22 protein-coding genes and 2 riboswitches are annotated in these 25,892 nt (G+C 40.7%); of the genes, 14 read left to right on the top strand and 8 right to left on the bottom strand.

What is annotated here, in order from left to right; translation table 11 throughout:
• Positions 1-87: 87 nt before the first annotated feature.
• Positions 88-1,815: an ABC transporter ATP-binding protein gene (locus ACFSBH_RS11120; RefSeq protein WP_379597526.1), complete on the bottom strand. Its 1,728-nt coding sequence runs from the start codon at positions 1,813-1,815 to the stop codon at positions 88-90.
• Between the two features lie 129 nt (positions 1,816-1,944).
• On the opposite strand from ACFSBH_RS11120, the gene ACFSBH_RS11115 reads away from it, so the two are divergent.
• From ACFSBH_RS11115 to ACFSBH_RS11055, 13 genes are all read left to right on the top strand, one after another.
• A complete protein-coding gene (locus tag ACFSBH_RS11115) occupies positions 1,945-3,375 on the top strand; it encodes an ABC transporter permease (RefSeq protein ID WP_379597524.1) in 1,431 nt (476 codons plus the stop codon).
• Positions 3,376-3,473: 98 nt separating this feature from the next.
• Entirely contained in the window at positions 3,474-4,880 is a 1,407-nt protein-coding gene (locus ACFSBH_RS11110; RefSeq protein ID WP_251514006.1) for an ABC transporter permease, read from the top strand.
• Between the two features lie 55 nt (positions 4,881-4,935).
• Positions 4,936-6,765, top strand: coding sequence for an ABC transporter substrate-binding protein (locus ACFSBH_RS11105; RefSeq protein WP_379597522.1), 1,830 nt, complete (start codon positions 4,936-4,938; stop codon positions 6,763-6,765).
• A gap of 352 nt (positions 6,766-7,117) precedes the next feature.
• Positions 7,118-7,903 (top strand): carbon-nitrogen family hydrolase, encoded by a 786-nt coding sequence (locus ACFSBH_RS11100; RefSeq protein ID WP_379597520.1) that lies wholly within the window; start codon positions 7,118-7,120, stop codon positions 7,901-7,903.
• Between the two features lie 33 nt (positions 7,904-7,936).
• A complete protein-coding gene (locus ACFSBH_RS11095; RefSeq protein WP_379597518.1) occupies positions 7,937-9,130 on the top strand; it encodes a pyridoxal phosphate-dependent aminotransferase in 1,194 nt (397 codons plus the stop codon).
• Between the two features lie 51 nt (positions 9,131-9,181).
• A riboswitch (SAM riboswitch) is annotated at positions 9,182-9,295 on the top strand.
• A gap of 88 nt (positions 9,296-9,383) precedes the next feature.
• Positions 9,384-10,205, top strand: a complete 822-nt coding sequence (locus ACFSBH_RS11090; RefSeq protein WP_379597516.1) for a MetQ/NlpA family ABC transporter substrate-binding protein — start codon at positions 9,384-9,386, stop codon at positions 10,203-10,205.
• 72 nt (positions 10,206-10,277) lie between these two features.
• On the top strand, positions 10,278-11,294 hold the full coding sequence (locus tag ACFSBH_RS11085) for a methionine ABC transporter ATP-binding protein (RefSeq protein WP_379597514.1): 1,017 nt from the start codon (positions 10,278-10,280) through the stop codon (positions 11,292-11,294).
• 1 nt (position 11,295) lies between these two features.
• On the top strand, positions 11,296-11,958 hold the full coding sequence (locus tag ACFSBH_RS11080) for a methionine ABC transporter permease (RefSeq protein WP_379597512.1): 663 nt from the start codon (positions 11,296-11,298) through the stop codon (positions 11,956-11,958).
• Between the two features lie 13 nt (positions 11,959-11,971).
• Entirely contained in the window at positions 11,972-12,757 is a 786-nt protein-coding gene (locus ACFSBH_RS11075; protein WP_379597510.1) for an enoyl-CoA hydratase/isomerase family protein, read from the top strand.
• Positions 12,758-12,763: 6 nt separating this feature from the next.
• Positions 12,764-13,906 carry an alpha-hydroxy-acid oxidizing protein gene (locus ACFSBH_RS11070; RefSeq protein WP_379597508.1) on the top strand — a complete coding sequence of 381 codons (1,143 nt, stop codon included), beginning with the start codon at positions 12,764-12,766 and terminating at the stop codon, positions 13,904-13,906.
• A 25-nt stretch (positions 13,907-13,931) separates the two neighbouring features.
• Positions 13,932-15,158 (top strand): CaiB/BaiF CoA transferase family protein, encoded by a 1,227-nt coding sequence (locus tag ACFSBH_RS11065; protein ID WP_251513919.1) that lies wholly within the window; start codon positions 13,932-13,934, stop codon positions 15,156-15,158.
• 59 nt (positions 15,159-15,217) lie between these two features.
• Positions 15,218-16,318: an iron-containing alcohol dehydrogenase family protein gene (locus ACFSBH_RS11060; RefSeq protein WP_379597506.1), complete on the top strand. Its 1,101-nt coding sequence runs from the start codon at positions 15,218-15,220 to the stop codon at positions 16,316-16,318.
• Between the two features lie 15 nt (positions 16,319-16,333).
• Positions 16,334-17,146 carry a MetQ/NlpA family ABC transporter substrate-binding protein gene (locus ACFSBH_RS11055; RefSeq protein WP_251513917.1) on the top strand — a complete coding sequence of 271 codons (813 nt, stop codon included), beginning with the start codon at positions 16,334-16,336 and terminating at the stop codon, positions 17,144-17,146.
• Between the two features lie 523 nt (positions 17,147-17,669).
• On the opposite strand, the gene solA is transcribed toward ACFSBH_RS11055, so the two are convergent.
• The 6 genes from solA to ACFSBH_RS11025 all read right to left on the bottom strand — a co-directional run bounded on the left by solA (position 17,670) and on the right by ACFSBH_RS11025 (position 24,305).
• Positions 17,670-18,797, bottom strand: a complete 1,128-nt coding sequence (solA, locus tag ACFSBH_RS11050; RefSeq protein WP_379597504.1) for an N-methyl-L-tryptophan oxidase — start codon at positions 18,795-18,797, stop codon at positions 17,670-17,672.
• Positions 18,798-19,039: 242 nt separating this feature from the next.
• The gene (locus ACFSBH_RS11045) at positions 19,040-19,792 is read right to left on the bottom strand and encodes an energy-coupling factor transporter transmembrane component T family protein (protein ID WP_379597502.1); all 753 of its coding nucleotides are present in this window, start codon (positions 19,790-19,792) and stop codon (positions 19,040-19,042) included.
• Positions 19,773-21,434: an ABC transporter ATP-binding protein gene (locus ACFSBH_RS11040; RefSeq protein ID WP_379597500.1), complete on the bottom strand. Its 1,662-nt coding sequence runs from the start codon at positions 21,432-21,434 to the stop codon at positions 19,773-19,775. The genes ACFSBH_RS11045 and ACFSBH_RS11040 overlap by 20 nt, the downstream gene beginning before the upstream one ends.
• Entirely contained in the window at positions 21,431-22,006 is a 576-nt protein-coding gene (locus ACFSBH_RS11035; RefSeq protein WP_251513909.1) for an ECF transporter S component, read from the bottom strand. The genes ACFSBH_RS11040 and ACFSBH_RS11035 overlap by 4 nt, the downstream gene beginning before the upstream one ends.
• Positions 21,999-22,613, bottom strand: coding sequence for a Ykof family thiamine-binding protein (locus ACFSBH_RS11030; protein WP_251513907.1), 615 nt, complete (start codon positions 22,611-22,613; stop codon positions 21,999-22,001). Before ACFSBH_RS11030 ends, ACFSBH_RS11035 begins: the two co-directional genes overlap by 8 nt.
• 125 nt (positions 22,614-22,738) lie before the next feature.
• A riboswitch (TPP riboswitch) is annotated at positions 22,739-22,844 on the bottom strand.
• A gap of 189 nt (positions 22,845-23,033) precedes the next feature.
• Positions 23,034-24,305 (bottom strand): L-lactate MFS transporter, encoded by a 1,272-nt coding sequence (locus ACFSBH_RS11025; protein WP_251513905.1) that lies wholly within the window; start codon positions 24,303-24,305, stop codon positions 23,034-23,036.
• 346 nt (positions 24,306-24,651) lie between these two features.
• Between ACFSBH_RS11025 and ACFSBH_RS11020 the strand changes: the two genes are divergently transcribed.
• Positions 24,652-25,194 carry a glycerol-3-phosphate responsive antiterminator gene (locus tag ACFSBH_RS11020; RefSeq protein WP_379597497.1) on the top strand — a complete coding sequence of 181 codons (543 nt, stop codon included), beginning with the start codon at positions 24,652-24,654 and terminating at the stop codon, positions 25,192-25,194.
• A 229-nt stretch (positions 25,195-25,423) separates the two neighbouring features.
• On the opposite strand, the gene ACFSBH_RS11015 is transcribed toward ACFSBH_RS11020, so the two are convergent.
• Entirely contained in the window at positions 25,424-25,522 is a 99-nt protein-coding gene (locus ACFSBH_RS11015) for a putative holin-like toxin (protein WP_251518002.1), read from the bottom strand.
• Positions 25,523-25,892: the final 370 nt, after the last annotated feature.

The following is a 25,892-nucleotide window of genomic DNA, read 5'->3' as shown; positions in this document are numbered from 1 at the left end:
CTTCACTTTTTTGATTAACAGTACTGAACATACTCATAAAAAAGACTTCATTAAGTCCAATGCTTAATGAAGTCTTTATGCTTTTAATTATTCCTCAACCAACACCCAATGTCCTGGTTTTACCTCTTTAAATTCACCGTGGTTTACATCATACTTTGGTACTTTTACTGCTTCTTGTTTTAATTTCTTCGATTCAATGGCCGGATCAGGTATTGGAACTGCTGATAATAACGATTTCGTATAAGGATGAATCGGATTGCTGTAAAGTTCCTCACTCTCAGCAAGTTCCACGAGCTTCCCGGCATTCATTACCGCGATTCGATCACTGATATGTTTGACCATAGATAAGTCATGAGCGATAAATAAATAAGTCAGACCAAGTTTCTCTTGTAAGTCCTTTAGTAGCTCTACAACCTGTGCTTGGATGGAAACATCAAGCGCAGATAGTGGTTCATCACAAACAATAAATTTAGGATTGACAGCCAACGCTCTAGCAATACCGATTCGTTGCCTCTGTCCACCGGAAAATTCATGCGGATAGCGCATCGCATGGGCTTTATCTAATCCAACTAACTCCAATAATTCTTCCACTCTTGCTTTTCGTTCAGCTTTTGTTTTATACAGTTTATGTACATCTAATGAATGCCCGATAATATCCATTACCTTCATTCTGGGATTAAGTGAAGCGTAGGGGTCTTGGAAGATAATCTGGATTTCTTTACGGATCTGTTTTACTTCCTTTTTCTTCAGTCGGTTGATTGCCATTCCTTTATATAATATTTCTCCATCTGTTTCCTTCTGCAGTTGTAACAATAATCTCCCTGTCGTTGATTTTCCAGATCCGGATTCGCCAACAAGTCCTAACGTTTCGCCCGGTTGGATGGAAAAGCTAATCGAGTTCACTGCCTTTAACGTCTGTCCGTTCCTGAGGGGGAATTCTTTCTTTAAATCTTTCACTTCCACAAGGGCTTGATTGGGATTAATATCTTCAGGCAGTAGGGATTCGTTTTTTGGCTGTTTCTTTTCATGTAGTCGTGGCAAGGCATTCAATAATTTTTGTGTGTAAGGATGCTGCGGCGAAGAGAATATTTTTTCGGTTGTATTTCTCTCGACGATTTCCCCTTCTTTCATTACAATTACGCGGTCACACATGCCTGCGACAACACCTAAGTCATGCGTAATTAAAATAATGGATGTCCCGAATTGTTTTTGCATTTTTTTCATCAATCGGAGGATTTGTGCTTGGATGGTTACATCCAGCGCGGTTGTCGGTTCATCCGCGATGAGCAGTTTAGGTTGGCAAGCTACGGCCATTGCAATCATGGCGCGTTGCCTCATTCCTCCAGAGAACTCATGCGGATATTGATTATATCGTTCCGCTGCATTGTTGATCCCGACGAGTTTCAACATCTCAATTGTTCTCTCTTTCGCAGCTTGGGTACTGAGTTGCTGATGCTTCATCAACATTTCGTCGATTTGCTTCCCGACTTTGATTGTAGGATTCAGGGAAGTCATCGGATCTTGGAAGATCATACTAATCTCTTTCCCGCGAATGGCTTCCATTTGTTTATCGTTAAAAGTGGAAATCATTTTTCCTGAAAATTCTATGCTCCCGTCTGTCATCATTGAAGGGGGAGATGGTAGTAACCGCATAATCGACCGTGCGGTTACACTTTTACCTGAACCGGACTCGCCAACAATCCCAAGTGTTTCGCCTTTTTTTATGTCAAAGCTGACTCCCTTTACAGCTTCAAATACTTCCTGATTTGAGATAAAGGAAACGTGTAAATTATCTACTTGTAAAAGATTCTCCATTGTAAATCCTCTTTTTCTATTATGCTAATTTCTTCTCATTGACTTCCGTCTCAATAGATTCTATACTGTTTTATTACATAGTATACTAAATTCATAGGATTAATCAACTTAAGGAGTGGAGGTGAGATTTTGCCATCCCAGACAACGAAATCGATGGTCTCAACTGGAGGAAAGCTGGAGAAAAGCTATCGTCATATAAGTGAAAGTTCTATGCAAACGATTTGGTTGGTTATCTTAGGATTACCTGTGCATATCGTCAGTTGGATTTATTATAAAATTAATTTCCGGCATACAACGTACCAAAAGCAACTTCATAAACAGATTCAAATGATACGACACTCTCCAAAATATGAGGAACTTTTGGAACGGTATAGAAAGCAATACCGCAGTAAAAAGGAATATTTCAACGAACCAATTCTTGAAGATGAAATGGAGCAGTTGGCGACGCAACTCAGTGATGAGCAGGTATTGAAATTAGCAAAGGCTGAATTGGCTAATCAAAATATGGAAGAAATGAATTATCACCGTTTCTTTCAAGATTGCTTACAAAACAAGTTATTCCTGGTTTTGAGTTTTATTCCGGGAATATTCATGTATCTCTACTTGCTTATTTATTCCAATCCTTTTATTCGATACATAGCAGAACGAATCGTAATGACCATTTTTGTAATTGTTTCTGTGACGATCTTTGTATTCACGATGTTATATTTCTCACCGACGGACCCGGCGGCAAATATCCTCGGGGAAGCAGCAACAATGGAACAACGTGAGGAGTTCAACCGCCAATACGGTTTGGATCAACCATATCATGTCCAGTTATGGCATGCAGTAAAAGGCATCCTATCATTTGATTTAGGATATTCGTATACAGGAAATGAAGATGTCATGACAAGCATTGCGAATAGATTCCCAATTACATTGATCATCGCTCTTTGGTCACTGTTGATGGCAATTGTGATTGCTATACCGATTGGGATGATTTCTGCAGCAAGAATGAATACGTTTTGGGATTATACGCTCATGTTCATTGCTTTAATCGGCTTGTCGATTCCGAACTTTTGGCAAGGGCTTATCTTTATTTTAAACTTCTCCATCAATTGGGGGATACTGCCAGCAACCTATTCGCCAAGTAACTGGCTATCGATCATCATGCCCGTCATTGTCCTCGGGACTGGACTAACAGCATCGATCGCCCGGATGACACGCTCTTCGATTCTCGAAGTCATCAATGAAGATTACATCATCACAGCTAAAGCTAAAGGGTTAAAGCCTGGGCCAATATTTGTTAATCATGCGTTACGAAACGCAATGATTCCCATCATTACGTTGGTTGGTCTCCAATTTGGCGGAATGCTTGGCGGTGCCGCGGTGACGGAGAAAGTGTTTAATATTAGTGGAATAGGGAGTTATATCGTCGATAAACAATTTATCCCAGATATCCCTGCTGTATTAGGAGGGGTTGTCTATATTGCCATCGTTATCTCCCTGGTGAACTTACTTGTTGATATTTTATATGCTTTACTAAATCCGAGGATTCGTTCACAAATGAAAAACGTATAATTGAGGTGAATCACGTGTCGACACAACAAGTATTTGCATTAAAACAGTCTGAGGAGTATAAGCAGGCTCAATTCACCTTTGTTATTTCAATTGCATTAATGGTTATTTTCTTATTCAATGTTTATGATTTTTCAGAGGATACTTGGAGTATGGGTTGGGGCATTTTTAGTCTCGCTTATCTTTTAATATCTGTCTTGCAAGGTATTATTACTTATTGTATAAAAAGGGATTTACTGACAGAAGGAACGATTCAAAAGCGGTCCAGGATCCTTGGTGCAATCCAATTGCCAAGTATACTAGTTGGAAATGTCTTTTCGACTGCTTTTGCTTTTCGCATGTTACGACGTAAGCCTTCGATTGAATATACGCTTAGCTATTTCATGTTGATTGCACAGTTTCTAATTGTCGGTGTGTCTTTATTCAATGTATTTAAACCTTATGTATCGGATAAGTTCATGATGACCATGACGGTCCTGACCTTATTCCTGATTATGGATATCGTTCTGGTGCTGTATTTTAATCGAAACGATGTAGTGCATCAAAAGAATAATAAGCTGAAATGGCTTGGTATTGCATTATTTCTAAGGGGTGTCACTGGTAACCTATTTGGCTTCATCTTAGGATATAGTTTGTTGGTCAAGTCCACGAATCGAGATGCATCAGCTGTAGATAAATGGAATAAACTTTGGAATAAGATTACAAGAAACTTTACAGCCATGCTCGGTCTCTTGTTTGTTATTTTTACATTCGCTATTTCCGTTGCCAGCATCGGTACGTTCGTCTATTCCTTTGCTTCTGAAAATAACTATGAAGCGATGCTTTTGGAGCCTAGTTTAATGCATCCTTTTGGTACAGATAACTTTGGACGTGATGTGTTTTCCCGGATTATTTACGGGGCACGCATTTCACTCATTGTCGGTGTAGTAACCACTATCATCCCATTCGTCATAGGTGGAGGATTGGGTGCGGTAGCCGGCTACTTTAGTAAGTCGCTGGACAATGTCATCATGCGTATTCTTGATGTTCTTTACGCAATTCCTGGTATATTACTCGCGATTGCGATTATCGCAGCGTTTGGTTCCAGCACAACAAATTTGATCATTGCATTAAGTGTCGGTTCGATACCAACCTATGCACGTACGATGCGTGCCAATGTGATGATGGTCTCCAATTTGGAGTATGTCGAAGCGGCAAAAGCACTTGGGGAATCAGAGTGGAAAATTCTCTTTCAGCATGTGGTCCCTAATTCCCTGGCACCGATGATCGTCAAAGCTACCTTTACGATCGGTGGTGCAATTATTGCAACGAGCAGTTTAAGTTTCCTGGGGTTAGGTGTGGAACCGCATGTACCTGAATGGGGGAATGTCCTGAGAGTTGGAAGCGAGTACCTTGAAACTCATCCATATTTGGCGATCTTCCCAGGTATAGCGATTATATTATTGGTGCTTTCTTTTAACTTCTTTGGGGATGGTTTAAGAGACTCGCTCGATCCAAAAATGGATTGATGAAGAGAATAAACATTAGTCTAAGACTATGTTAATAAAATGGGGGTATACAGAGTTGAAAAAACGAATAGTTTTATTAATGGCGTTCATTGCTTTAGTATTAGCCGGCTGTTTAAATACAGAATCTGATGTGAAAGAGGACGATTCCTCTACAGATTCAACTAGTGAGACAGCAGAAGACAAAGGAACAGGTACAGCATCTGCTCCTACAATTGAAATTTTAGGGATGAGTACTAGCGAAGATGATTTGAATATTCTACGTGACCAACTCACTAAAAATGGTTTTAACGTAGAACTGAATATCCAACCGGATTATGGTAGCTTTACATCCCAAAAAGAAGCGGGCAACTATGATTTAGCTTTAAACAGCTGGACGACAGTAACAGGTAACCCTGACTATGCCGTTCGTTCCTTGTTTACATCTGATGGTGATAACAGCTTGTTTGCGGATGAAAAAGCAGACGAATTAGTCAATAAAGCCAGCACACAATTACAAGATGAGTACACAGAGACTTATAAAGAATTAGAACAACATGTCGTTTTCGACCAAGCATATATCGTGCCGCTTTATGTTTCTTATAAAGCTCAGGCCGTGAATCATGAAGTCATTGATGAATCAACGGTCCGTCTACCGAAATCAAGAGCAGCAGTCTGGGAGGATTATGACTTTGTTGATGAATCAAAACGTGATTCAGAACCTTTAATTCTTCAACAAGCGATCGGCGCGTTGACTTCACTTGATCCAATTAAAGGAAATGATGGTTCCATCAATACGTTAAACACGAATATGTATGTTCGTTTAGTGAATTTAACGGATGATGACCAAGTAGTTTCTGACGGTTCCTTATCTTTAAACCATGCGATTGCAGAAGGTAACGAAGATTATTATTTCTTATTGCGTGATGATATTAATTTTGCGGCGGTAGAAGACATGGAAGCAGTTGATACTGGCGAACGTGTTGGTGCGGAAGATGTAGTATTCTCATTAGAACGTGCTAAAGATAAAGATTCAGTACCGGATCACCGCACATACAGCTTGCATGAAAGTATGAAGGAAATCTCGATTGTCAGCGATTTAAGTGAATTAGACACAGCAGCTACAGACGGTGGAACAGTACGTGAAAAGCTTGAAGAAGGAATTGAAAATGAAATTACGGAATTGGTAACAGATAAGACGCAAGCAGATAATGATTCTGGAGTATACCAAGTTGTTAAAGTAACTACAGAAAATCCATTCCCACAAGTGCTAAACTATTTAGCGCATCAATCAGCAGGAATCGTTTCTAAAGACCAAGTGGAAAGCATCAATACGTATGATGTAGAAGATTACGATGTGAATACGGATATTGCCTATGGCGACCAAAGAACAGTAACCGAGGGTAACAGCTATGATAATACGCTATACGCAAGCGGTCCTTACATCATGACGCATAAAAACGATTATGAAGCACATTTTGTGAAAAACCCAGCTTACATGCCTGGTACAGAAAAAGAACCGAAGATCTCCGAAGTCATCGTGAAGTTTATCCAAGATCCAGATAGCGCACTTTCAGCTTTGCGTAACGGGGAAATCCATATATTAAACGGAGTTCCTGAAACGAAATATGATATCGTCGAGGAAGACGACAAACTTACATTGCAACAAAATGAAAGTAACGGAGTCTCCTATCTAGCATTTAATATGGATAATCGTGAGGTTTCTTCAAGTGTGCCATTACGTCAGGCCGTACTTTATTCTGTTAACCAAGAAGAAATCATCAGTTTCTATCAAGGTAATAAAATGAATGCAGTATCAACAGTAACACCATTAGTTGATACAGGGCTATCATTGGAAGCAGATAGTGAGAAAGTGAAAGAGCTTTTGAGTGAGTATGAGGGTAACTAGGTAGATTATGAGAAATGGATGATGATAGATAATAAAAAAGTCATGTGTGGTGAGCTTTTCTTTCACACATGGCTTTTTTTAAAATTATTACTTTTGATACGCAGTTTTTTAATAATTAATTTCTGGCTTTCTCATCGTATTTGAAATTCCAATATTATTCAGCAAAACATCCCTAAACTTAAACAAAAAACAACGTTAACTTGACTACTTAAATATATCTAATGAATGGTATTTTGATTACAATACAGTAAATTATCAAAAATTATGTTATTATTTTAATTCAATAGGCTCAACCTTAATAAATTTCTAAATACAACATAATAATCTTACATAACAAAAGGAGCTGACCAATATGAAAATCGCAGTCTACCAAATGGAACTCGTCCCAGGTTCTCCAGAGGAAAACCGTGAGAAGGTTAGTCGTTGGGTTGAAACACAAATGCAGGAGGATGCGCCGGACATTATCGTTTTACCAGAAATGTGGACGACATCGTATGTGCTTGAACAGCTTGATGCAACTGCTGATGAATCTTCAGAACCGACTCAATCTTACCTGAGTGATTTGGCCAAAAAACATCAAATTAATATTGTTGGTGGTTCGATTGCCAATAAGGTGAATGGAAATATTTATAACACGAGTCTTATTTTTAACCGAAACGGTGAACTTGTTTATAAATATAATAAGATCCATCTTGTCCCGATGTTGAATGAACCAGCATATCTGACGGGCGGGGAAGAAAAGGTGGAAACATTTGAATTGGATGGGGTCCGCATGGGTGTCATCATCTGTTATGACCTCCGTTTTCCTGAGTTGGCTCGGAAGCTGGCACTGGATGGAGCGCAAGTTTTATTTGTCGTTGCAGAGTGGCCAAAGCCTCGAACAAATCATTGGGTTAGTCTGCAAATTGCTCGAGCGATTGAAAACCAGATGTATGTCGTATCATCGAATAATGTTGGTACGTTAGATGGTGTTGAATATACAGGAGCTTCGTTAATCGTTGATCCATGGGGAGAGGTCGTCGCAAAGGGTTCTGAAAATAAAGAAGAAACCATAAAGGGAAGCCTCAATCCAGAGAGAGTAGTAGAAGTAAGAAAAAATGTCCCTGTTTTTGCTAGTCGGGTTCCAGATTTATATTAATACTAAATTGAATGAGAAAAGAAGGTTATTACTATGGAATTTTCAAATCGTTTAAAAAGTTTGCCTACCCAATTCTTTGCAACTCTTGTAGAAAAGGTGAATAAAGCAGAGGCTGAAGGAAGAGATGTCATCAAATTGGGGCAGGGTAACCCAGATCAGCCGACACCGGATCACATTGTGAAGGCATTACAGCAATCTGCAGCAGATCCACAAACACATAAATACTCTCCATTCCGCGGAACAGCTGAACTCAAACAAGCTGCGGCGGATTTTTATAAACGGGAATACAATGTGGATATTGACCCGGAGACAGAAGTGGCGATTTTGTTTGGAACGAAAATCGGGTTAGTGGAATTGCCGCTTGCGCTAATGAATGAAGGGGAATTAATGTTGCTGCCTGATCCTGGTTATCCTGACTACTTATCTGGCGTAGGACTCGCAGACGTCCGCTTTGATGTCATGCCATTAGTTCGTGAAAATGGATTTTTACCGGATTATGATAAGCTTAGCCCGGAACAATTGGAAGAAGCGAAACTCCTTTATTTGAATTACCCCAACAACCCGACTGGTGCGACTGCTTCAAAGGAATTTTTTGAAGAAACAGTGAAGTTGGGTAAAGAACATGGGATTGGAATTGTGCATGACTTTGCTTATGGAGCAATTGGTTTCGATGGGAAGAAGCCGGTGAGCTTCCTTGAGGCAGACGGAGCAAAAGATACGGGAATCGAACTGTATACTTTATCGAAGACGTATAATATGGCAGGCTGGCGTATCGGATTTGCAGTCGGCAACGCTGAAATGATTGAAGCTATCAATCTATTGCAGGATCACTTGTTTGTCAGTATGTTCCCAGCTATACAGCATGCGGCGGCGGTCGCTCTTACAGAAGATCAAACTTGTGTCGATGAATTGGTTCAGCTTTATGAAGGGCGCAGAAATGCGTTGATTGCAGAATGTAAGCGGATTGGATGGGACGTTGAAGCTCCACAAGGCTCCTTCTTTGCTTGGCTTCCTGTTCCAAAAGGCTTTACGAGCGAGGAATTCGCCGATTTTCTATTGGAAAAAGCAGATGTTGCGGTTGCTGCAGGAAAAGGCTTTGGTTCATTTGGAGAAGGCTATGTCCGTATTGGCCTGCTCGTGGATGAAGAGCGCCTGAAAGAAGCCGTTCAACGAATTGAAAAGTTGAATATTTTCATTAAAGACGAAAATTATCAGAAATATAGTTGACTGAAACGAAATAATAATGTAGATTATATTAATACAATCTAATAATTTAATCTCTTATCAAGAGAAGCTGAGGGACCTGGCCCGATGAAGCTCGGCAACCTTTTTATGGCAACCATAAAAAAAGGTGCTACATCCAGCAAAACGTTATGTTTTGGAAGATAAGAGGGGAATTCTACATAATGAGCCTCTCTTTCTTTCGTTGAAAGAGAGGCTGTTTTTATACCATCAAATGAAAATCAGAGGAGGAAATAAAATGAGAAAGTTAGGTTCTGTATTCATTGTACTTTTACTTGCTAGTTTGCTAGTTGCTTGTGGTGAGGAGGAGACTGGCGATGCTGCGATAGATGAGAAAAATATTGTTGTTGGTGTTACTTCTGGTCCTCAGGAAGAGATTGCGGAAGTTGCTGCAGAGGTTGCTGCTGAAGAATTTGGGCTTGAAGTTGAATTGAAAGTATTCTCCGACTATGTCCTGCCAAATACGGCTTTATCTGAAGGTGATTTGGATTTGAACAGTTATCAGCATGGACCTTTCCTCGACCAGTTTAACGAAGACCATGGCACAGATTTAGTACCAGTTGGTAAAACAATCTTAAACCCGATGGGGATTTACTCAGAAACTTATGAGAGTATCGAGGACCTGCCGGATGGTGCAAAATTTGGTCTACCTAACGATCCGACAAATGGAGGACGTGCATTATTCATTTTAGAAGAAGCTGGAGTCATTACACTGGAAGAAGGTAAAGCAGAAACGGCTTCCATCCATGATGTGGTGGATAATCCCAAAAACCTTGAATTCATCGAGTTGGATGCTGCGCAAATTCCAAAGCAGCTCAGTGAAGTCGATGTGGCCGCCATCAATACGAACTTTGCATTAGAAGCCGGCATCAGCCCGAAAGAAGATTCGATTTTACTCGAGTCAACGAATTCTCCTTATGTGAACTACATCGTTGTAAGGGCTGAAAATGAGGACGACCCGACCGTTGAAAAATTCGTCCAAGCCTATCAATCAGATAAAGTGAAAACATTTATTGAAGAAGAATTTCAAGGTTCTATCATTCCAAGTTGGGATGAATAATCAAGAAGTAAGGATAGGAAAAAGAATGTTGCTCGGAAGCAGCATTCTTTTTCAGAAAGGAATGAACTTAAAATGATTAAATTAGAAAACGTCAAGAAAGTCTTTCCCTCAAAAAATGGGAATGTAACTGCTGTAAATAACGTAAACCTCCATGTTAAAAAAGGAGAAATACATGGTGTAATTGGTTACAGTGGAGCGGGGAAAAGTACTTTAATCCGCCTTATCAATCTACTGGAAAAGCCGGATAGCGGAAAAGTGCTCATCAATGGAACAGATCTCACTACCCTGTCACCAGAAAACCTACGTCAAACCCGACAAAAAGTTGGTATGATATTCCAACACTTCAATCTCATGAAAACGGCAACCGTTTATGATAATGTCGCTATTCCATTAAAGCTTCTTGGATATGATAAGCAAGAAGTCGAAAAACGGGTTGAAAAATATTTAAAGATCGTCGAACTATCCGACAAACATCATAGCTACCCCTCTCAATTATCTGGTGGACAAAAACAACGGGTCGCAATCGCAAGAGCATTATCACAAGAACCAGACGTCCTGCTAAGTGACGAAGCGACGAGTGCACTGGATCCTGAAACGACCAACTCAATTTTGGATCTGCTATTAAAAATCAACAAAGAGTTGGGTATTACCATTTTACTTATTACACATGAGATGAGCGTCATTCAGAAAATCTGTGATTATGTATACGTGCTAGAAAAAGGAGAAATCATTGAACAGGGATCTAGTATCGACCTATTCACTAATCCAGATCGACCAACGACAAAGAAATTCTTGGATACAATATCTCAGCGTAAATTATCAACTTCCCTTGTTGATCAATTGAAGCTCGAAGGTACGGTAACAAGACTTACATTTATCGGTGAAAACACGGGTCAACCATTGCTTGCCCATGTCAGTCAAAAATTTGGTGTTGTACCGAATATTTTAACGGCAAATATTATGGAATTAAAAAATGGCATTATTGGAAACTTAGTCGTTCATCTTGTTGGTGAACAAGATAAGATAAGCGCCTCCTTACAATTCTTAAATGATCAAGGCGTTCGAACTGAAGAAGTGGAGGGAGAATAAAATGGAAGAATTCATTCAAGAATGGTTGCCAATTATTGGCCAAGCTGTTGTAGAAACATTTCAAATGGTAGGTATCTCGTTGTTTTTCTCAATTTTAATCGGAATTCCTTTAGGGATACTTATTGTACTGACAAGACCTGGTGAAGCGTTAGAAAATAAAGTAGTCTATCAAATCCTGAATCTACTAATTAATATTGTCCGTTCGATTCCATTCATCATTCTATTATTCTTTATTTTACCGTTCACGAAACTGGTGGTTGGAACAACGATAGGAGTCAAGGGAGTTATCGTGCCGCTTGTCGTCTATACAGCTCCTTATATCGCTCGTTTAATGGAAACCTCGTTGTTGGAAGTGGACAAAGGCATTATCGAAGCGTACCGCGCAATGGGGATTAAAACAAGGCAGATCATTTGGCACGTTATGCTCCGTGAAGCAAGACCAGGAATCATCTTAGGTTTGACGATTGCGACGATTGGCTTGATTGGTGCTACCGCGATGGCCGGTCTAGTTGGAGCAGGTGGACTCGGAGACCTTGCTTACCGTTTTGGACATTTACGATATGAAGTGGATGTCATGTATGCAACTGTATTTATTCTAATTATCCTTGTTCAAGGAATACAATCTCTTGGAAATCGCATTGCAGCTAAATTGAAGAAGGAATAACAGGAGGATCTACATGACAGATAAATTATATGTTGAGAGGGATGGTGCAATTGCCTCCATCATCATCAACCGTCCGGAAAAAAAGAATTGTTTCTCGCTCGCGATGTTTCAGCGACTTGAGGATTTGCTCGATGAACTTCAAAGGGATGACTCGGTAAAACTGCTTATCGTTCGTGGTGTCGACGAAACAGCTTTCTCAGCGGGAGCAGATATCACCGAATTTCTGGAAGTTCGTCTACACGCAGAAAAGGCTAAAGCATATAACGACTTTGCGCTCGGGGCAATTGAAAAGCTGTATCGATTTCCTCGCCCGACGATTGCGATGATCCAAACACTCGCAATTGGCGGTGGCCTCGAACTTGCGAATGCATGTGATTTCAGATTCGCAACTTCAGGCAGTAAGGTTGGAATTACTTCTGCGAACATTGGAATTGTTTATAACTTATCCAGTACGAAACGACTATACAATTTAATTGGACCGTCTAAAACGAAAGAAATGCTCTATACGGCAAAACTCATCTCGGCGGAAGAAGGACAGAAAATCGGTTTAATCGATTATGTTTGTGAACCTGAAGAAATTGAGAATGAAGTTGATGCGTTTGCTAGACGGATACTTACAAAATCTCCAGTTGCCAACTCTGGTATTAAACAAGTCATACAGGCAATTATCGATGGAGAAAATACAGAAACCGAAGCCCTTTCCAATATGATACTAGAATCATACAGTTCGGATGATTATTTGGAAGGGATCCAAGCTTTCATGGAGAAAAGAAAACCAATTTTTTTGAAGGAAGAGTGATTAATCGTGACAACAACCAAACCAAGTGATTCATTCTTAGAAAATATTGTATCAGGTGCTTCCTTCCCTTTCGGTCCAGAGGAACTGGAAGCAGAAGCTAAAAAGAAGATGTCAAAAGAGGCTTTCGGCTTTACACGCTCAGGAGCCGGTGGAGAAGAAACGTTAAAAAACAACGTAGCTTCTTTCGCAAACTACTCGATTGTTCCGCAGTATTTAAAGGATGTATCTCAGGTGGATACGAGCATTGAATTGTTTGGCCATAAATATCAGCATCCATTCTTATTAGCACCGGTTGGTATGTTGAAGATCACCCACGAGGACGGGGAGATTGCCGTTGCGAAAGCTGCTGCCAAACATCATGTTCCGTTTATACAAAGCACCACCTCCAGTTACTCCATTGAGGATGTAACCGAAGCTTCTGGGACAAGTCCAAAATGGTTTCAACTATACTGGTCGAATAATGAAAACATATCTTACAGTATGGTGAAACGTGCGGAAAAAGCAGGTTACCAAGCGATTGTTTTAACGATTGATACGTTTATGTTTGGTTGGCGTGAAGAAGATATGCGAAATCACTTTTCTCCGTTAAGAGAAGGGTATGGAACAGGAAATTATCTAACAGATGATGTATTTTTAGCAACGTTACCTAACGTCGACAAAGAGTCTGTTGTTCAAGGAATTCTAGAAAATATTTACCATCCGACGCTCAACTGGAAACATGTTGCTGAACTGAGGAAATGGACCGACCTTCCTATTCTATTAAAAGGTATTTTACATCCGGAAGATGCCCGTCGAGCAATTGAAAGTGGAGCGGATGGTATTGTCGTCTCCAACCATGGAGGCCGTCAATTGGATGGAGCCGTTTCTAGTATTGATATCCTTCCGAGCATTACTGAGGTAGTGGATGGAAAGATTCCTGTCTTACTTGATAGCGGGATTCGCCGTGGATCAGATGTTGTCAAAGCACTTGCACTTGGAGCGGATGCAATATTACTAGGAAGACCTTTTGTATATGGACTAGCGATCGACGGACAAAAAGGTGTAGAAAAAGTAATTGAAAACTTCATTCAGGAAACAAAAGTATCTCTAGCGCTATCTGGAGCTATCAAAGTGAAGGATGCTCGCGATATATATATTGTAAAGCGATAAGTGAAAGAGGGAAGGTGGATGCATCATGATGAAACAAGCGCTGGAAGGTATGAAAGTAGTGGACCTCTCTCAAGTATTGGCAGGACCATATTGCACCATGGTATTAGGTGACATGGGAGCCGATGTCATTAAAGTGGAGAAATATCCGATTGGTGATGACACACGTTCTATGGGACCCTATATCGATGAGGAAAGCTATATGTATATGATGGTGAACCGGAATAAACGAGGCGTCTGTCTTAACCTTAAAGAAGAAGCTGGTTTACGTGTATTATATGATCTGGTCAAAGATGCAGATGTTTTTGTAGAGAACTACCGTCCTGGTACAACGAAAAAACTGGGAATCGATTATGACACATTAAAAGAAATCAACCCGAATTTGATCTACTGTTCCATTTCTGGTTACGGGCAAACAGGTCCCTATAGTAAAAAAGGTGGCTTTGACATCATGGCCCAAGGGCTTTCCGGAATGATTGATATGACGGGTGATAAAGAAGGAAAGCCAGCGAAAGTCGGAATTGCAATACATGACATTGCTGCAGCGCAAACTGCGATTCAATCCATCCTTTCAGCTTATATCCACCGCCTTAAAGGTGGAGAAGGCCAGTACATTGACATATCACTTGTTGATGCTGGGCTCGCTTGGACGGTGTGGGAAGCTGCTGCTTACTTCGGTAAAGGTGAAGTTCCGAAGCGAAATGGAACAGCGCACCGTGTTTCAGCACCATATCAAGGTTTTAAAACGAAAGATGGATTTATCCTGATTGGAGCAGGTAACCAGAAACTTTGGGAGAAACTATGTCTTTATGTCTTAAAGAAACCGGAATGGATAAAGGACCAACGTTTCCTGACAAACAGCATACGGGCAGAAAATGTCGCAGAACTGGAAGCTGAAATGGAACAAGTCCTCACAAAGGAATCCAGTGACTATTGGCTGCAACTATTAGATCAATACGGAATTCCGTCTGGACCAATTTTGTCCTATGATGAAGCGTTGAATAATGAACAGATTCAATCACGCGATATGATCTTGGAATACGAACATCCCGTTGGCGGCTTGATGAAGACTCTCGGATTCCCTGCTAAGTTTTCTGAGACACCAGGAAAACTAACGAAGCCGGCACCACTACTTGGACAGCATAATAAAGAAGTGTTGACAGAGCTTGGATATGCGGTTGAAGAGGTGGAAAGGTTCGTTGATGAGGGTGTGCTTCACGGTAGAAATGATTTAGTGGATGCAACCGGACGTTAGGTTGCTGTCGAAATGTTGAATGTAAAGTTTTCTCAAAAAGACGGTAAGGAGAATTCAAAATGACAACAGCAATTGTTAAAGGTGCACCTGGTCACTACAGAATTGGGGAAGGCGTCTTAAAAGAATTGGATGTGCTCCTTTCCGAATTAGACGTAAAGAAGATAGCGATTATTAGTGGTAGGAAAGCATGGGCTGAGGCTTCTCCGTATTTACCAGAAACGCTTTCTAACCATTCCAATATTACATTTGTCGATGGGCCTTGTACTTTAGAAGTGGTTGCAGAACTGTCCAAGAAATATGAAGCGGAAGCAGTAGATGCTGTCATTGGTATTGGTGGTGGAACAACATTAGATATTGCTAAGGCTACTGCTGTTGAAGCCCGAATCAAGTCGGTGCTCATTCCAACTATTGCAGCTACTTGTGCAGCATGGACTCCGCTAAGTGTCTTTTATCATGTGGATGGCACCCATTCCCATTATACGGAATTTCCTGTAGCGAATACGCTTGTACTTATTGAACCAGAAATCATTGCTCAAGCACCATTGAAATATTTGAAAGCAGGAATTGGGGATACGCTGGCAAAGTACTACGAAGCTGATGCTTTAGTCAGAGCTTTTTATAGGGATAAGGAACATCCTGTCTGGCTGCAGATATCCCAGTTTACGGCAACGCAGTGTAGAGATGTTTTACTGGACGATGGAAAGGATGCCCTCGAAGCAGTTTCAAAAAATGAGGTTACAGATGCACTCGTTCGTGTAATTGAAACGATTATTATGGCTGGCGGTATGGTCGGTGGATTTGGTGAAAAGGCAGGCAGGATTGCCGGTGCACATTCGATCCATAATGGCTTGACCGAGGCCCCAGATGTGAAGGGGATATTACATGGAGAGATTGTATCTTATGGTGTATTAGTTCAACTTGCTTTGGAAGGTAAAGAGGAAGAGCTACATAAGCTGCTTGCATTTTATGAGGAATGGGAATTTCCTACTTCATTGAAGCATTTATCGATTGATCCAGAAGATGAAGAACTTCTAGGGCGGATCATTAAAAAGATACTGTTACCTCAAGAATCGATTCATTTAATGGAAGAAGAAATTAACGAGGATAAGCTTTTATCTGCAATTCATTCAGTGGAAGCAAAAAATAAAATAAACAATTAGAAAGAAGGATAAAACATGAAGAAGTTATTATTAACAGCAATTCTAGCAAGTATTGTAGCATTATTGGCTGCATGTGGCGGGTCGGATGAAGCGGAAGAAGGTCTTTTAGAAGATGGAAAGCTTAAAGTTGGAGTGACAGCAGGTCCTCATGAAGAAATCTTAGAAAAAGTATCTGAGCTTGCAGAAGAAGAAGGACTAGAAATTGAAATTGTTTCTTTTAGTGACTATGTCATGCCGAATGTCAGCTTGTCTGAAGGTGAGCTTGATTTAAACAGTTTCCAAACTGAGCCGTTTTTCGACCATATGAATGAAGAACGTGATTTAGGATTAATTAAAGTGGCGGATACCGTTACATTCCCAATGGGTATTTACTCAGAGAAAATAACAGATCTTTCCGAGCTTGAAGACGGTGCACAAATCGCACTGCCAGGTGACCCGACAAACAGTGGCCGTGCTTTACTATTATTTGAACAAGCTGGTTTAATCAAATTGGAAGAAGGACTTGGCGTTAATGCTACAGTAAATGATATTGTAGAGAACCCAAACAACTATGAATTTATTGAACTGGATTCCGCACAAATTCCACGTCAATTAGGTGAAGTGGATATCGCTGCAATCAACTCGAACTTTGCAATGGATTCAGGACTTAGCCCTAAAGATGACTCCATCTTTATTGAGCAAGATTCTACATTTGTAAACTTGATCGCTGTTCGTGAAGAGAATAAAGATGATGAAGCATTAAAACAATTTATCGAAATCTACCAATCTGATGAAGTGAAAACATTCGTTGAAGAAAGCTTCTCAGGTTCTGTTGTTCCTGGTTGGTAAGATAGAATATACAAAGAGGCTGGCATGATGTTGCCAGCCTTTTTGTTATCAGGGGTGGCGGAATTTCAAGAGAAAAGTAATGCTTTGAAGCTAGGATGGTAACCAATCCTGTGGTTATGGTGCGAATTACGGCTGAGATGGTGTGCTTTTTTGCAAGAGGCGTGTGAATTCGAACGGGGTAGGTGCGTATTTATGCCGTTGGCGTGTGAATTTGAACGTGGTTGGTGCGTATTTATGGGGGTAGCGTGCGAATTTGAACGAGAATGGTGCGAATTCCTGCATATGGGGTGCGAATTTATTTATGACCAAAAGATATAGGGACCTGTGTTTTACTGGATTGCGGATCACCATACGCTGGAACAGAGATGAAGTAATAGTAAAACCTCCTCAATAATTTAGATTGCATGAAACAGTATATCTAATTATTGAGGAGGTTTTCTTATGATTTATTTATCTCTGAATTATGGAGCGGGTAATCTAGTTAATATGGACGAGAAAATCACATGGTCTATCAGTTAAATCTTCACACAAATCTGCTCAAAGCAAAGGGAGTTATATCCAAATCAGTATCTTTATCTATCATCATCTGACTCAGAATCTCTCCGATAACACTTCCGAATTTGAATCCGTGACCTGAGAATCCACTTGCTACGAAGATATTGCTGTAGTTTGGTAGTCTATCGATGATGAAATCTCCATCAGGCGTCATATTATATGTACATACCTTGCCTATATTATGTGGTCCTAAAGATGAAAAGTGTTTCTCGGCAAAATCAGTTACATCGCTTTGATCTGCAGGATGTTGCCCGAACTTATCCAGAGATTTTAAAGGATCTACTGGCATTCCGCCATCATGCCTTCCAATTTTAAATCCGGATTTCTCGATACTTGGAAAGCCGTAGTATGTCTGATTCCCGTCGTCAAAAGTCCATGCAGGAAAAACTGCAGCGTTGTAAATTTCTTCATTCGTTTGAAACCAGGAAAACGTCTTTCGAAGCGGTGTTAATGGGAGTTCTAATCCTAACAGTGATAATACATGATTCGTTCCTTTGCCTGCTGTAATTAATAATTGATTTCCATTTATTTTCTTTCCATCAAGGCGAACCTCTACTTTAGAATCATTCACAATCATTTTCTCGATTTTCGCGTTGCTCAACAATATTGCGCCATATTTTAAAGAGAGTTCTCGATAAGCTCGTATGGCTTCTTCACTTAATAGTACACCAGAGGTCTTTTCAAAACAGCCTACTAAATTCTTTTCCAGTTTAAATCCGGGCCATCTGTTATTTACTTCTTCAGCTGACAAAACTTCCACTGGTAGGTTAAAAGTATCTGCAGTTGTGATGACGTTTTTCAAAAAAGCAGAATCTTTTGTTCCGATATTTAACACACCGGTATTATAGAAAATTTTTCTATCAACTTCTTGTTCTAATTCCCCCCATAATTCACTCGCACGCAGAGCCATAGAAACATAATGCGATCCTTCCCCGTATGCATGCCTGATAATCCGAGTTTCTCCATGGTTTGATCCTTCCGTGTGCGGTGGATCATAGGCATCAATGAGGGCAACCCGCTTTCCTCTTTTCGATAAAAAATACCCCGCTGCCATTCCAGCAGTGCCAGCACCAACTATCACTACATCAAAGTCCATGTATTTTACCTCCCAATCATCAGTTTAAAAAGATAAAAGAAAACCACCCTACGCCGTCACAAGCAAAAAGGTGGTCCTCAACATAATAACTAAATTTTGACAACCCCTGCCCTGACGGTAGAGGTTGCAGAGAGAAGTGTTGATGCACTTCTCTCTTTGTCTATATCCATTGTACAGTATTTCATTTCTTATTTCCATTGGGCACGAATCAGTGAAAGCAGCGTGATAATGCCGTTATTTACTTAACCAAGCTGATAGGAAATCAAATAAGATATCGTAAATCCAATCAACATGATAATCGAAAATATGAAGTCCTGCTTTTGTATAGAGAATTGTCGATAGAAACTTCGACTTTTATCCCCAGTGAATCCTTTCGATTCCATTGCCATGGCAGTTCGCTCCGCTTTGCGTATCGCGCTGGCAAGGAGGGGAATCAGGTAACGCTTGTAATTTTGCCATTTCTCCCGCATTGTCTTTGCTTGATTTACGCCACGGATACGATGGGCATCGTGGATGATCATTAACTCATCCTTCAGCATCGGTAAGAACCGGTAGCCAGCAAGAACGCCGTAAGCAATCCTTGGTGGCAGCTTTAATTGCTGCATCATGCTAAGGATAAAGTGGACGATGTTCGTGGTGAACACAAACATAAGCGATAGGGCGGCAACATTCAGTACACGCAGTGAGAGTGCGAGCGCTGTAAGTACGGATTCCTTTGGTAAACTCGTGCCGAATAAGCTAATCGTATCGCTCGGATTATTTGGTGTATCCGCAAAGGCAATTGATGTCCAAAGCATGCCAAGCGCAAAGATGATAAACGGCGTAAAATAAAGAAGATACTTTTTCAAACTCACACCACCAAAAAGGAATGTGACAACAAAAGTCCAAATTAAGAATAAGAGTGGTGTAACCGGTTCGAAAATCGTTGCAAGAAATATAATGAACACGATGATCGTCACTGCCTTATAGCTTGGATTAAGTCGTTGTAAGAACATCGTTTACTTCCTCTTCATATATATTTTTTAATTGGACGGCGACTGGTAGGGTAAGCTGCCAAGCTTCCAATTTTTCTGGATCACTCTTCCATAATTCGCTTGGTGAACAGTCCTCAACGACTCTACCGTCCTTCATGATAATGACTCGAGTCGCATAGTCATGGATCAGATCCATATCATGTGTGATCATGATAAGTGTCGCACCGGTCTGATGCTTTTTGTGTAATAGTTTCATAAGCTCTTGATTAGAGTGAGCATCTTGACCAAAGGTCGGCTCATCGAGCAGGAGCAGGGACTGATTGTCAATAAGCATCGTGGCAACGCTCAGTCTGCGCTTTTGCCCTTGGCTAAGTGTAAATGGATGTGCATGTTTCAACTTCAGCAGCCCGCAAGTATCAAGAATTTCTTCCACTTTTTCTTGAACTTGGCTCGGTCGCATATCTTTCCACTGAAGACTGAAGGCGACTTCATCATAAACCGTGTTTGTAATGAATTGGTGCTCCGGATTTTGAAAAACATAGCCAATTTCTTGTCGCAGCATGGATTCCTTCCATTGTTTGATTGGTTTTCCATGAACCAATAGATTTCCAGTGGTTGGTTGCCTTAGTCCCGCAAGCATTCTGGAGAGCGAGGTTTTTCCACTTCCATTGGCTCCTACGATTGCAACAAACTCACCTTGATGGAAAGTAAGTGAAATATTATGGAGAATTTCATGCTTGTTGACCGTCCATGAGATATCTTTCGCTTCCAGCAGGGGAACAGTATTGCTTTCAGTTTTAATAGGCTGATCGATTTCTCTATCTGCCAACAAAACAGGATTTCTTCGATACTCCTCCACCGTTAAAGGAGGCTCCTGTAGATAAGGATGTTCACGTAATATGTGCTCTGTTACCCTTGGAATCCAAATCCCTTCCTCTTTTAATTGCTGCCCTTTTTCCTTAATGACCTCACGTATCGATCCGTCGTGAAAAATCTCACCATGCTGATTAAGTAAAATTACGCGCTCCGTAATCTCTGTCCACCCATCGAGCTTATGTTCAATGACGATTAATCCGAAGTTCAGATTGTTTTTCAAATCTTTAAGGGTGGAGATGAAATCCCTAGTTGCAATCGGGTCCAGATTTGCTGTCGGTTCGTCGAGTATGATAAGCTCCGGCTTCAGTGCAAGGATACAAGCAAGTGCCAGTTTTTGCTTTTGCCCGCCGGAAAGGGTGGCTATGTCTGTTTTTTTATAAGGCAGCATATTCACGAGTGCTAGTGCAGAATCAATTTTTTCTTCCATCTCCTGATGGGCTATTCCGATGTTTTCCAAACCGAATGCCACTTCATCTTCCACGGTCATCATACAAAACTGTGTTTCTGGATCTTGGAAGACGACGCTGACTGCTTGGCTTCTTTCACCAGGTTTCGTTTCCCTGTTTTCGACGCCATGTACAAATACATTTCCACTCATTTCTCCGTCCAGCTCTCTTGGGAAAAGGCCATTCAAGCAGGAGGTTAGGGTGCTTTTTCCGCTTCCGCTTGGCCCTAAGAGCAGCACGCTTTCCCCCCGATTCAGCTTGAAGTTGAGTGAAGAGAGGACATTCTGTTTTTCCATCTCGTAGCGTAACGATAGATTCTCGACCTGCAGTAATGGCTTCATGCAGCATCTTTCCTCTGTTGTTTACCTAAGGCAAAGCTGGATAGAGCGCCTGTCCTTGCAAGCCCTTCACTGAGTGCTTTTCCTAGGAGACCGGCAATGAGTGCTCCACTGATTAAGCGAACGACAAACATGGCGATGACGTATTCGGTGGCAAGTGCAGCATATCCACTCATAAAGTAACCGTATATAAAGCTTGTTACGGATGAGCCCATTCCGGCTGCTATCAATACCCAGGTCGAGTAATTTTTCCAGCGTGTAGCGGCAAAAACAGCTTCGGCTCCAATCCCTTGCACCATTCCTGTAACAATGAGCATCGGCCCGACCGCATTGCCAAGAAGTACTTCAATCATAGCGGCAATGGTTTCTGATAAAAATGCTGCACCTGGCTTTTGCAAGATGTAGGCTGCAATAATCGAAACGATGAACCAAATGCCGAAAATAAAGTCATACCCGATAGGTCCCATAAAGCCAACTAGCAAACTACCAAGTGGTAAAAAGGCAAGATAGACGACTCCAAAGACGACAGCAAGTGCTGCCATCACCACGATTTCTTTAAAACGCCAGTTATTCATCTGCACCGTTTCCTTTGTGGGACGGACTGTTCGCTGAGATGGAGACAGTCATCACGGTGTGACTCGATCCGCGTTCAACTGTGGCAGTGAACACTTGCTCCAATCCACGGAAAATATCACTGGCATCACCATCTAATCGAGTGGAATAATGGGCGGGAGAGACGTTCACATATTCCTTCATTGCTTCAATTTGGTCATAAATAACATCCATATAATTCCCGCCCCCAAGTGGGTAAAGGGAAAACTTCGCTGCCACATATTGTTCGATATCTTTTATAGACTCTGTATTTAATGGGGCATCATCGGTTTCCATATATGCTTCTCCTTGTGAATCTCCTGGGCAGCCGAGTGAGTAGGTTGCTTGGAATGCCACATGTTCACCTGTACTTGCTGCATGGAGAAAGATTGCCTTCGTCACGTCGAAAATATGGACAAGCTTTCCTCTAACTGTCGTCGTCACATCGTCGGTTTTCACATAGACCTTTGATGTATCTGTCTTTTCTAAAGCATCTTTAATGATGGAGATGAAAGAATCACTCATTGGATGGATGGAAAAGCTTGCTCCTGCGATATCGCTCTTTGTACATGCTTGGTTTTGATTTGTCATTGAAAATTCCTCCCCGAAAGTATTTTTGACAATAAAAAAACTGCGTTCCCTGTGGGGGAATGCAGTCTACATGTATGTATCACTCAAAGTTTAATAGATTGCTCTAAAAAACATCGTTTCAGTAAAACATTTCGACCGCACTTCCCCACGCTGGTATTATCCAGATCGGGTGCAAAGGGTCAGAACTCACTTGTTCTTCTCAGCCGCTTTTTGGCTCCCCTAGTGCTAACGCATATTGAGTTTTCTACATGTACCATACCATGGCTGGAAAAGAATGTAAAGGGGATATGCTTGTTGATGTAAATCGTAAAAGTATCTGGAGTCTGTGGATAGGAATGTGGTTTGTATTACGCTATGATGATTGTAAAAACCCTGCTCTGGAGCGAGCGGTCTTAAGTTTAACCGGCAGGGATTATATTTTTATATACTTCTCTGTTCCGTAGGTAATGGCATTGTTTTGTTTGCGTTCCGAATTCTTTTGATATCCAATCGTATCCATAGTGAAAGTGCTAAAGCAATGACGAACAATAAGCTAAAGATGACCATGGTCAGATTATAACTTTTCGTTGAATCATAAATCAGCGATAAGATGAGTGGGCCTGCCAGACCAGCCATTGCCCAGGCGGTGAGGATGTATCCGTGGATAGCGCCCAGTTGCTTCGTTCCAAACAAATCTCCAATGTACGCGGGAATCGAAGCGAATCCTCCTCCATAACAGGAAAGAATAGCAAACAATAAAACTTGGAAAACGATCGGATTCGTTGCGAAAGGCAACATAAAGAATGCGGCAACTTGGATGACGAAAAATACGGTGTATACATTTGGCCGTCCGATATAATCACTTAACGATGCCCAGCCCAACCTGCCAGCTCCATTAAACACACCCATGATGCCAACCATCGTAGCTGCGGCAATCGCAGTCATCCCTGTGATTTCCTGTGCCATTGGTGAGGCGACGGCAAGAATGGCAATGCCACACGTAATATTGATGAACAGCATGAACCAAAGAAACCAAAATCGACGTGTTTTAACGGCTTCATTTGCTGTCAATTGTGATAGATCCGGTTTAATCTTTTGCTTAGAAGCTTCATTTTCCTTAAATCCTTTTGGCAACCATCCCTTAGGTGGAGGAGCTAAATAGAGGGAGGAAAGGTTCATGACAGTAAAGTAAATCGCCCCTAATATGAAAAAGGTAGAAGGAATATTAATCGCTTCAATTAAGGCTGCTGCAAGGGGACCGGAAATCATTGCGGCAAATCCAAATCCCATAATAGCTAGTCCAGTAGCAAGTCCCCTGCGATCCGGAAACCACTTCACAAGTGTAGAAACCGGAGCGATATATCCAATTCCGAGCCCGATGCCACCAATGACACCGTAAAATAAGTATAATAACATTAAGGATTCGGTTAATGTTGCAAGGCCTGAACCAGCAACCCCAACGCTAAAAAACAAAGCAGAAAGCATCCCTGATTTTCTTGGACCATGCTTCTCTACAAACTTCCCCATAAAAGCAGCGGACATCCCTAAAAAGAAAATGGCAATACTGAACGCTGTCGATACCTGTGCTGTTTCCCAGCCGTACTGATCAACCATGGGATTTGTAAAAACACTCCATGCATAAGCAGAACCAATGGAAAGATGAATCCCTAAAGCAGAAGCAGCAATCAACCATCTGTTCTTAACCTTTTCCATGAGGTAACCTCCTTTTTTTATGTATATAAAATATTTTATCTATTTAGTATATTACTTCTAAAATATACAATAAATTGTAAGTGGTTTCAAATTTATTTAATTATTAATAACTTTAATGATACTTGAATAACCTATTGGAAATTCTATCTCTACATTTTCTCTGTGCACATCATCAATACAACAAGCGTGTTTTAATTAAAATTACAGAAGGAATCATATGGGAAGCGGCTAGGCACCGAACTCGAATTATTTAGCTATCTGTCATACAATTTAAGTAGGTAACAATGGATGGAAGAAAATATTTTACTAAACTGAATATAATAAATATCAAAAATGGGGTGTCGTTTTGACTCATTTAGAAAGTGGAATTATACCAGCACTTCGGGATATCAAACACTTTGAAAAAATGCTGAAAAGCAAACATGAAACAGTTATCTTGTTGGAAACCCGTGTTTCACAGCTGGCTGATTTGGTAGCTTATGCTAAAAAACATGCTAAAACAGTGTATGTACATGCTGATCTTGTACAAGGACTGAAATCAGATGATTACGGAATTGAATTTCTGATTCGCAATGTGAAGGCGGATGGGATCATTTCTACAAGGACAAGCGCTATTTCCTTTGCCAAGAAAAACAATGTGACAGGAATCCTGCGTTTATTTGCTTTGGACAGTCATGCACTTGATCATAATATAACGAGTAGAGTGAAGCCGGACTATATTGAAGTCTTACCTGGAGTTGTTCCTCAAGTGATTACGGAGGTGCATGAAGCAACGGGTGTACCGATCATCGCGGGTGGATTAATCCGTACCGAACAAGATGTGATCCAAGCGCTGGAAACTGGTGCGAAAGCCGTCACTACTTCGAACCCAGAACTTTGGAGATTTTAAATAAATTTCCTTTTCTTAAAGCAAACTTCTAAATTATTTTATTGTATCTTTATTCTTGTTCAAGTGTATTTTTCAAGAAAATGTGGTATCATATTAGTAGATAAACATACAATAAAAAATGACCACCGCTGGAACGGTGGTCACGTCGATACCCATTCTGATAGGGGATTGGCATTATTTAGTCATTAAAAGAAAAAATAGCCCTCACCCGTTTGCTGAGACAGGGGGGCTATTTTTTTGCGTTTAAAATAGCGACAACGACTGCAATCAGCGCGATGACCATCGTGGAAAACGAAATCATGAGCGTCAATGCTTGGAATGTTGTCATGGAATCACCCCCTTTCGGGGATAACGCCAACCACCCTATCTGACATCAAAAGATGAATTTCAAATGAATATCTATATTCATCATACCATAATTACCCATCAACTACTCTCTCAATATCAAGGAAACCTTGTTCTATCAGGGTTTGTTTTTTAATCCATCATCACAGTAGGACTGATTCCCCCAAATATATAAAAAATATAATCGTTTGACTTTAATCATCCTAATTCTCTTATATATTGCAACAAAAAATAATTAGAAGAAAGGACACTAGCGTTGCATTAATTAAGACTAAATATTAACAAGACCCCGAATTTTCGCTAATTTACTTTAATGCAAATAAAAAGTCCTTTATAATGGATTTATTCAGGTG

It is taken from the genome of Oceanobacillus luteolus (assembly GCF_042678205.1).
GTDB classification, from domain to species: Bacteria; Bacillota; Bacilli; order Bacillales; family Amphibacillaceae; genus Oceanobacillus; species Oceanobacillus luteolus.
The sequence above is the reverse complement of the archived record's forward strand: the minus strand, read 5'-3'. Positions and strand labels throughout refer to the sequence as shown.

Excerpts from the sequence above, each read along its gene's own strand:
- ACFSBH_RS11120 (WP_379597526.1), bottom strand. The coding sequence starts at position 1,815 with ATGGAGAATCTTTTACAAGTAGATAATTTACACGTTTCCTTTATCTCA.
- ACFSBH_RS11110 (WP_251514006.1), top strand. The coding sequence starts at position 3,474 with ATGGTTATTTTCTTATTCAATGTTTATGATTTTTCAGAGGATACTTGG.
- ACFSBH_RS11100 (WP_379597520.1), top strand. The coding sequence starts at position 7,118 with ATGAAAATCGCAGTCTACCAAATGGAACTCGTCCCAGGTTCTCCAGAG.
- ACFSBH_RS11095 (WP_379597518.1), top strand. The coding sequence starts at position 7,937 with ATGGAATTTTCAAATCGTTTAAAAAGTTTGCCTACCCAATTCTTTGCA.
- ACFSBH_RS11090 (WP_379597516.1), top strand. The coding sequence starts at position 9,384 with ATGAGAAAGTTAGGTTCTGTATTCATTGTACTTTTACTTGCTAGTTTG.
- ACFSBH_RS11085 (WP_379597514.1), top strand. The coding sequence starts at position 10,278 with ATGATTAAATTAGAAAACGTCAAGAAAGTCTTTCCCTCAAAAAATGGG.
- ACFSBH_RS11080 (WP_379597512.1), top strand. The coding sequence starts at position 11,296 with ATGGAAGAATTCATTCAAGAATGGTTGCCAATTATTGGCCAAGCTGTT.
- ACFSBH_RS11075 (WP_379597510.1), top strand. The coding sequence starts at position 11,972 with ATGACAGATAAATTATATGTTGAGAGGGATGGTGCAATTGCCTCCATC.
- ACFSBH_RS11065 (WP_251513919.1), top strand. The coding sequence starts at position 13,932 with ATGATGAAACAAGCGCTGGAAGGTATGAAAGTAGTGGACCTCTCTCAA.
- ACFSBH_RS11060 (WP_379597506.1), top strand. The coding sequence starts at position 15,218 with ATGACAACAGCAATTGTTAAAGGTGCACCTGGTCACTACAGAATTGGG.
- ACFSBH_RS11055 (WP_251513917.1), top strand. The coding sequence starts at position 16,334 with ATGAAGAAGTTATTATTAACAGCAATTCTAGCAAGTATTGTAGCATTA.
- solA (WP_379597504.1), bottom strand. The coding sequence starts at position 18,797 with ATGGACTTTGATGTAGTGATAGTTGGTGCTGGCACTGCTGGAATGGCA.
- ACFSBH_RS11045 (WP_379597502.1), bottom strand. The coding sequence starts at position 19,792 with ATGTTCTTACAACGACTTAATCCAAGCTATAAGGCAGTGACGATCATC.
- ACFSBH_RS11040 (WP_379597500.1), bottom strand. The coding sequence starts at position 21,434 with ATGAAGCCATTACTGCAGGTCGAGAATCTATCGTTACGCTACGAGATG.
- ACFSBH_RS11035 (WP_251513909.1), bottom strand. The coding sequence starts at position 22,006 with ATGAATAACTGGCGTTTTAAAGAAATCGTGGTGATGGCAGCACTTGCT.
- ACFSBH_RS11030 (WP_251513907.1), bottom strand. The coding sequence starts at position 22,613 with ATGACAAATCAAAACCAAGCATGTACAAAGAGCGATATCGCAGGAGCA.
- ACFSBH_RS11025 (WP_251513905.1), bottom strand. The coding sequence starts at position 24,305 with ATGGAAAAGGTTAAGAACAGATGGTTGATTGCTGCTTCTGCTTTAGGG.
- ACFSBH_RS11015 (WP_251518002.1), bottom strand. The coding sequence starts at position 25,522 with ATGACAACATTCCAAGCATTGACGCTCATGATTTCGTTTTCCACGATG.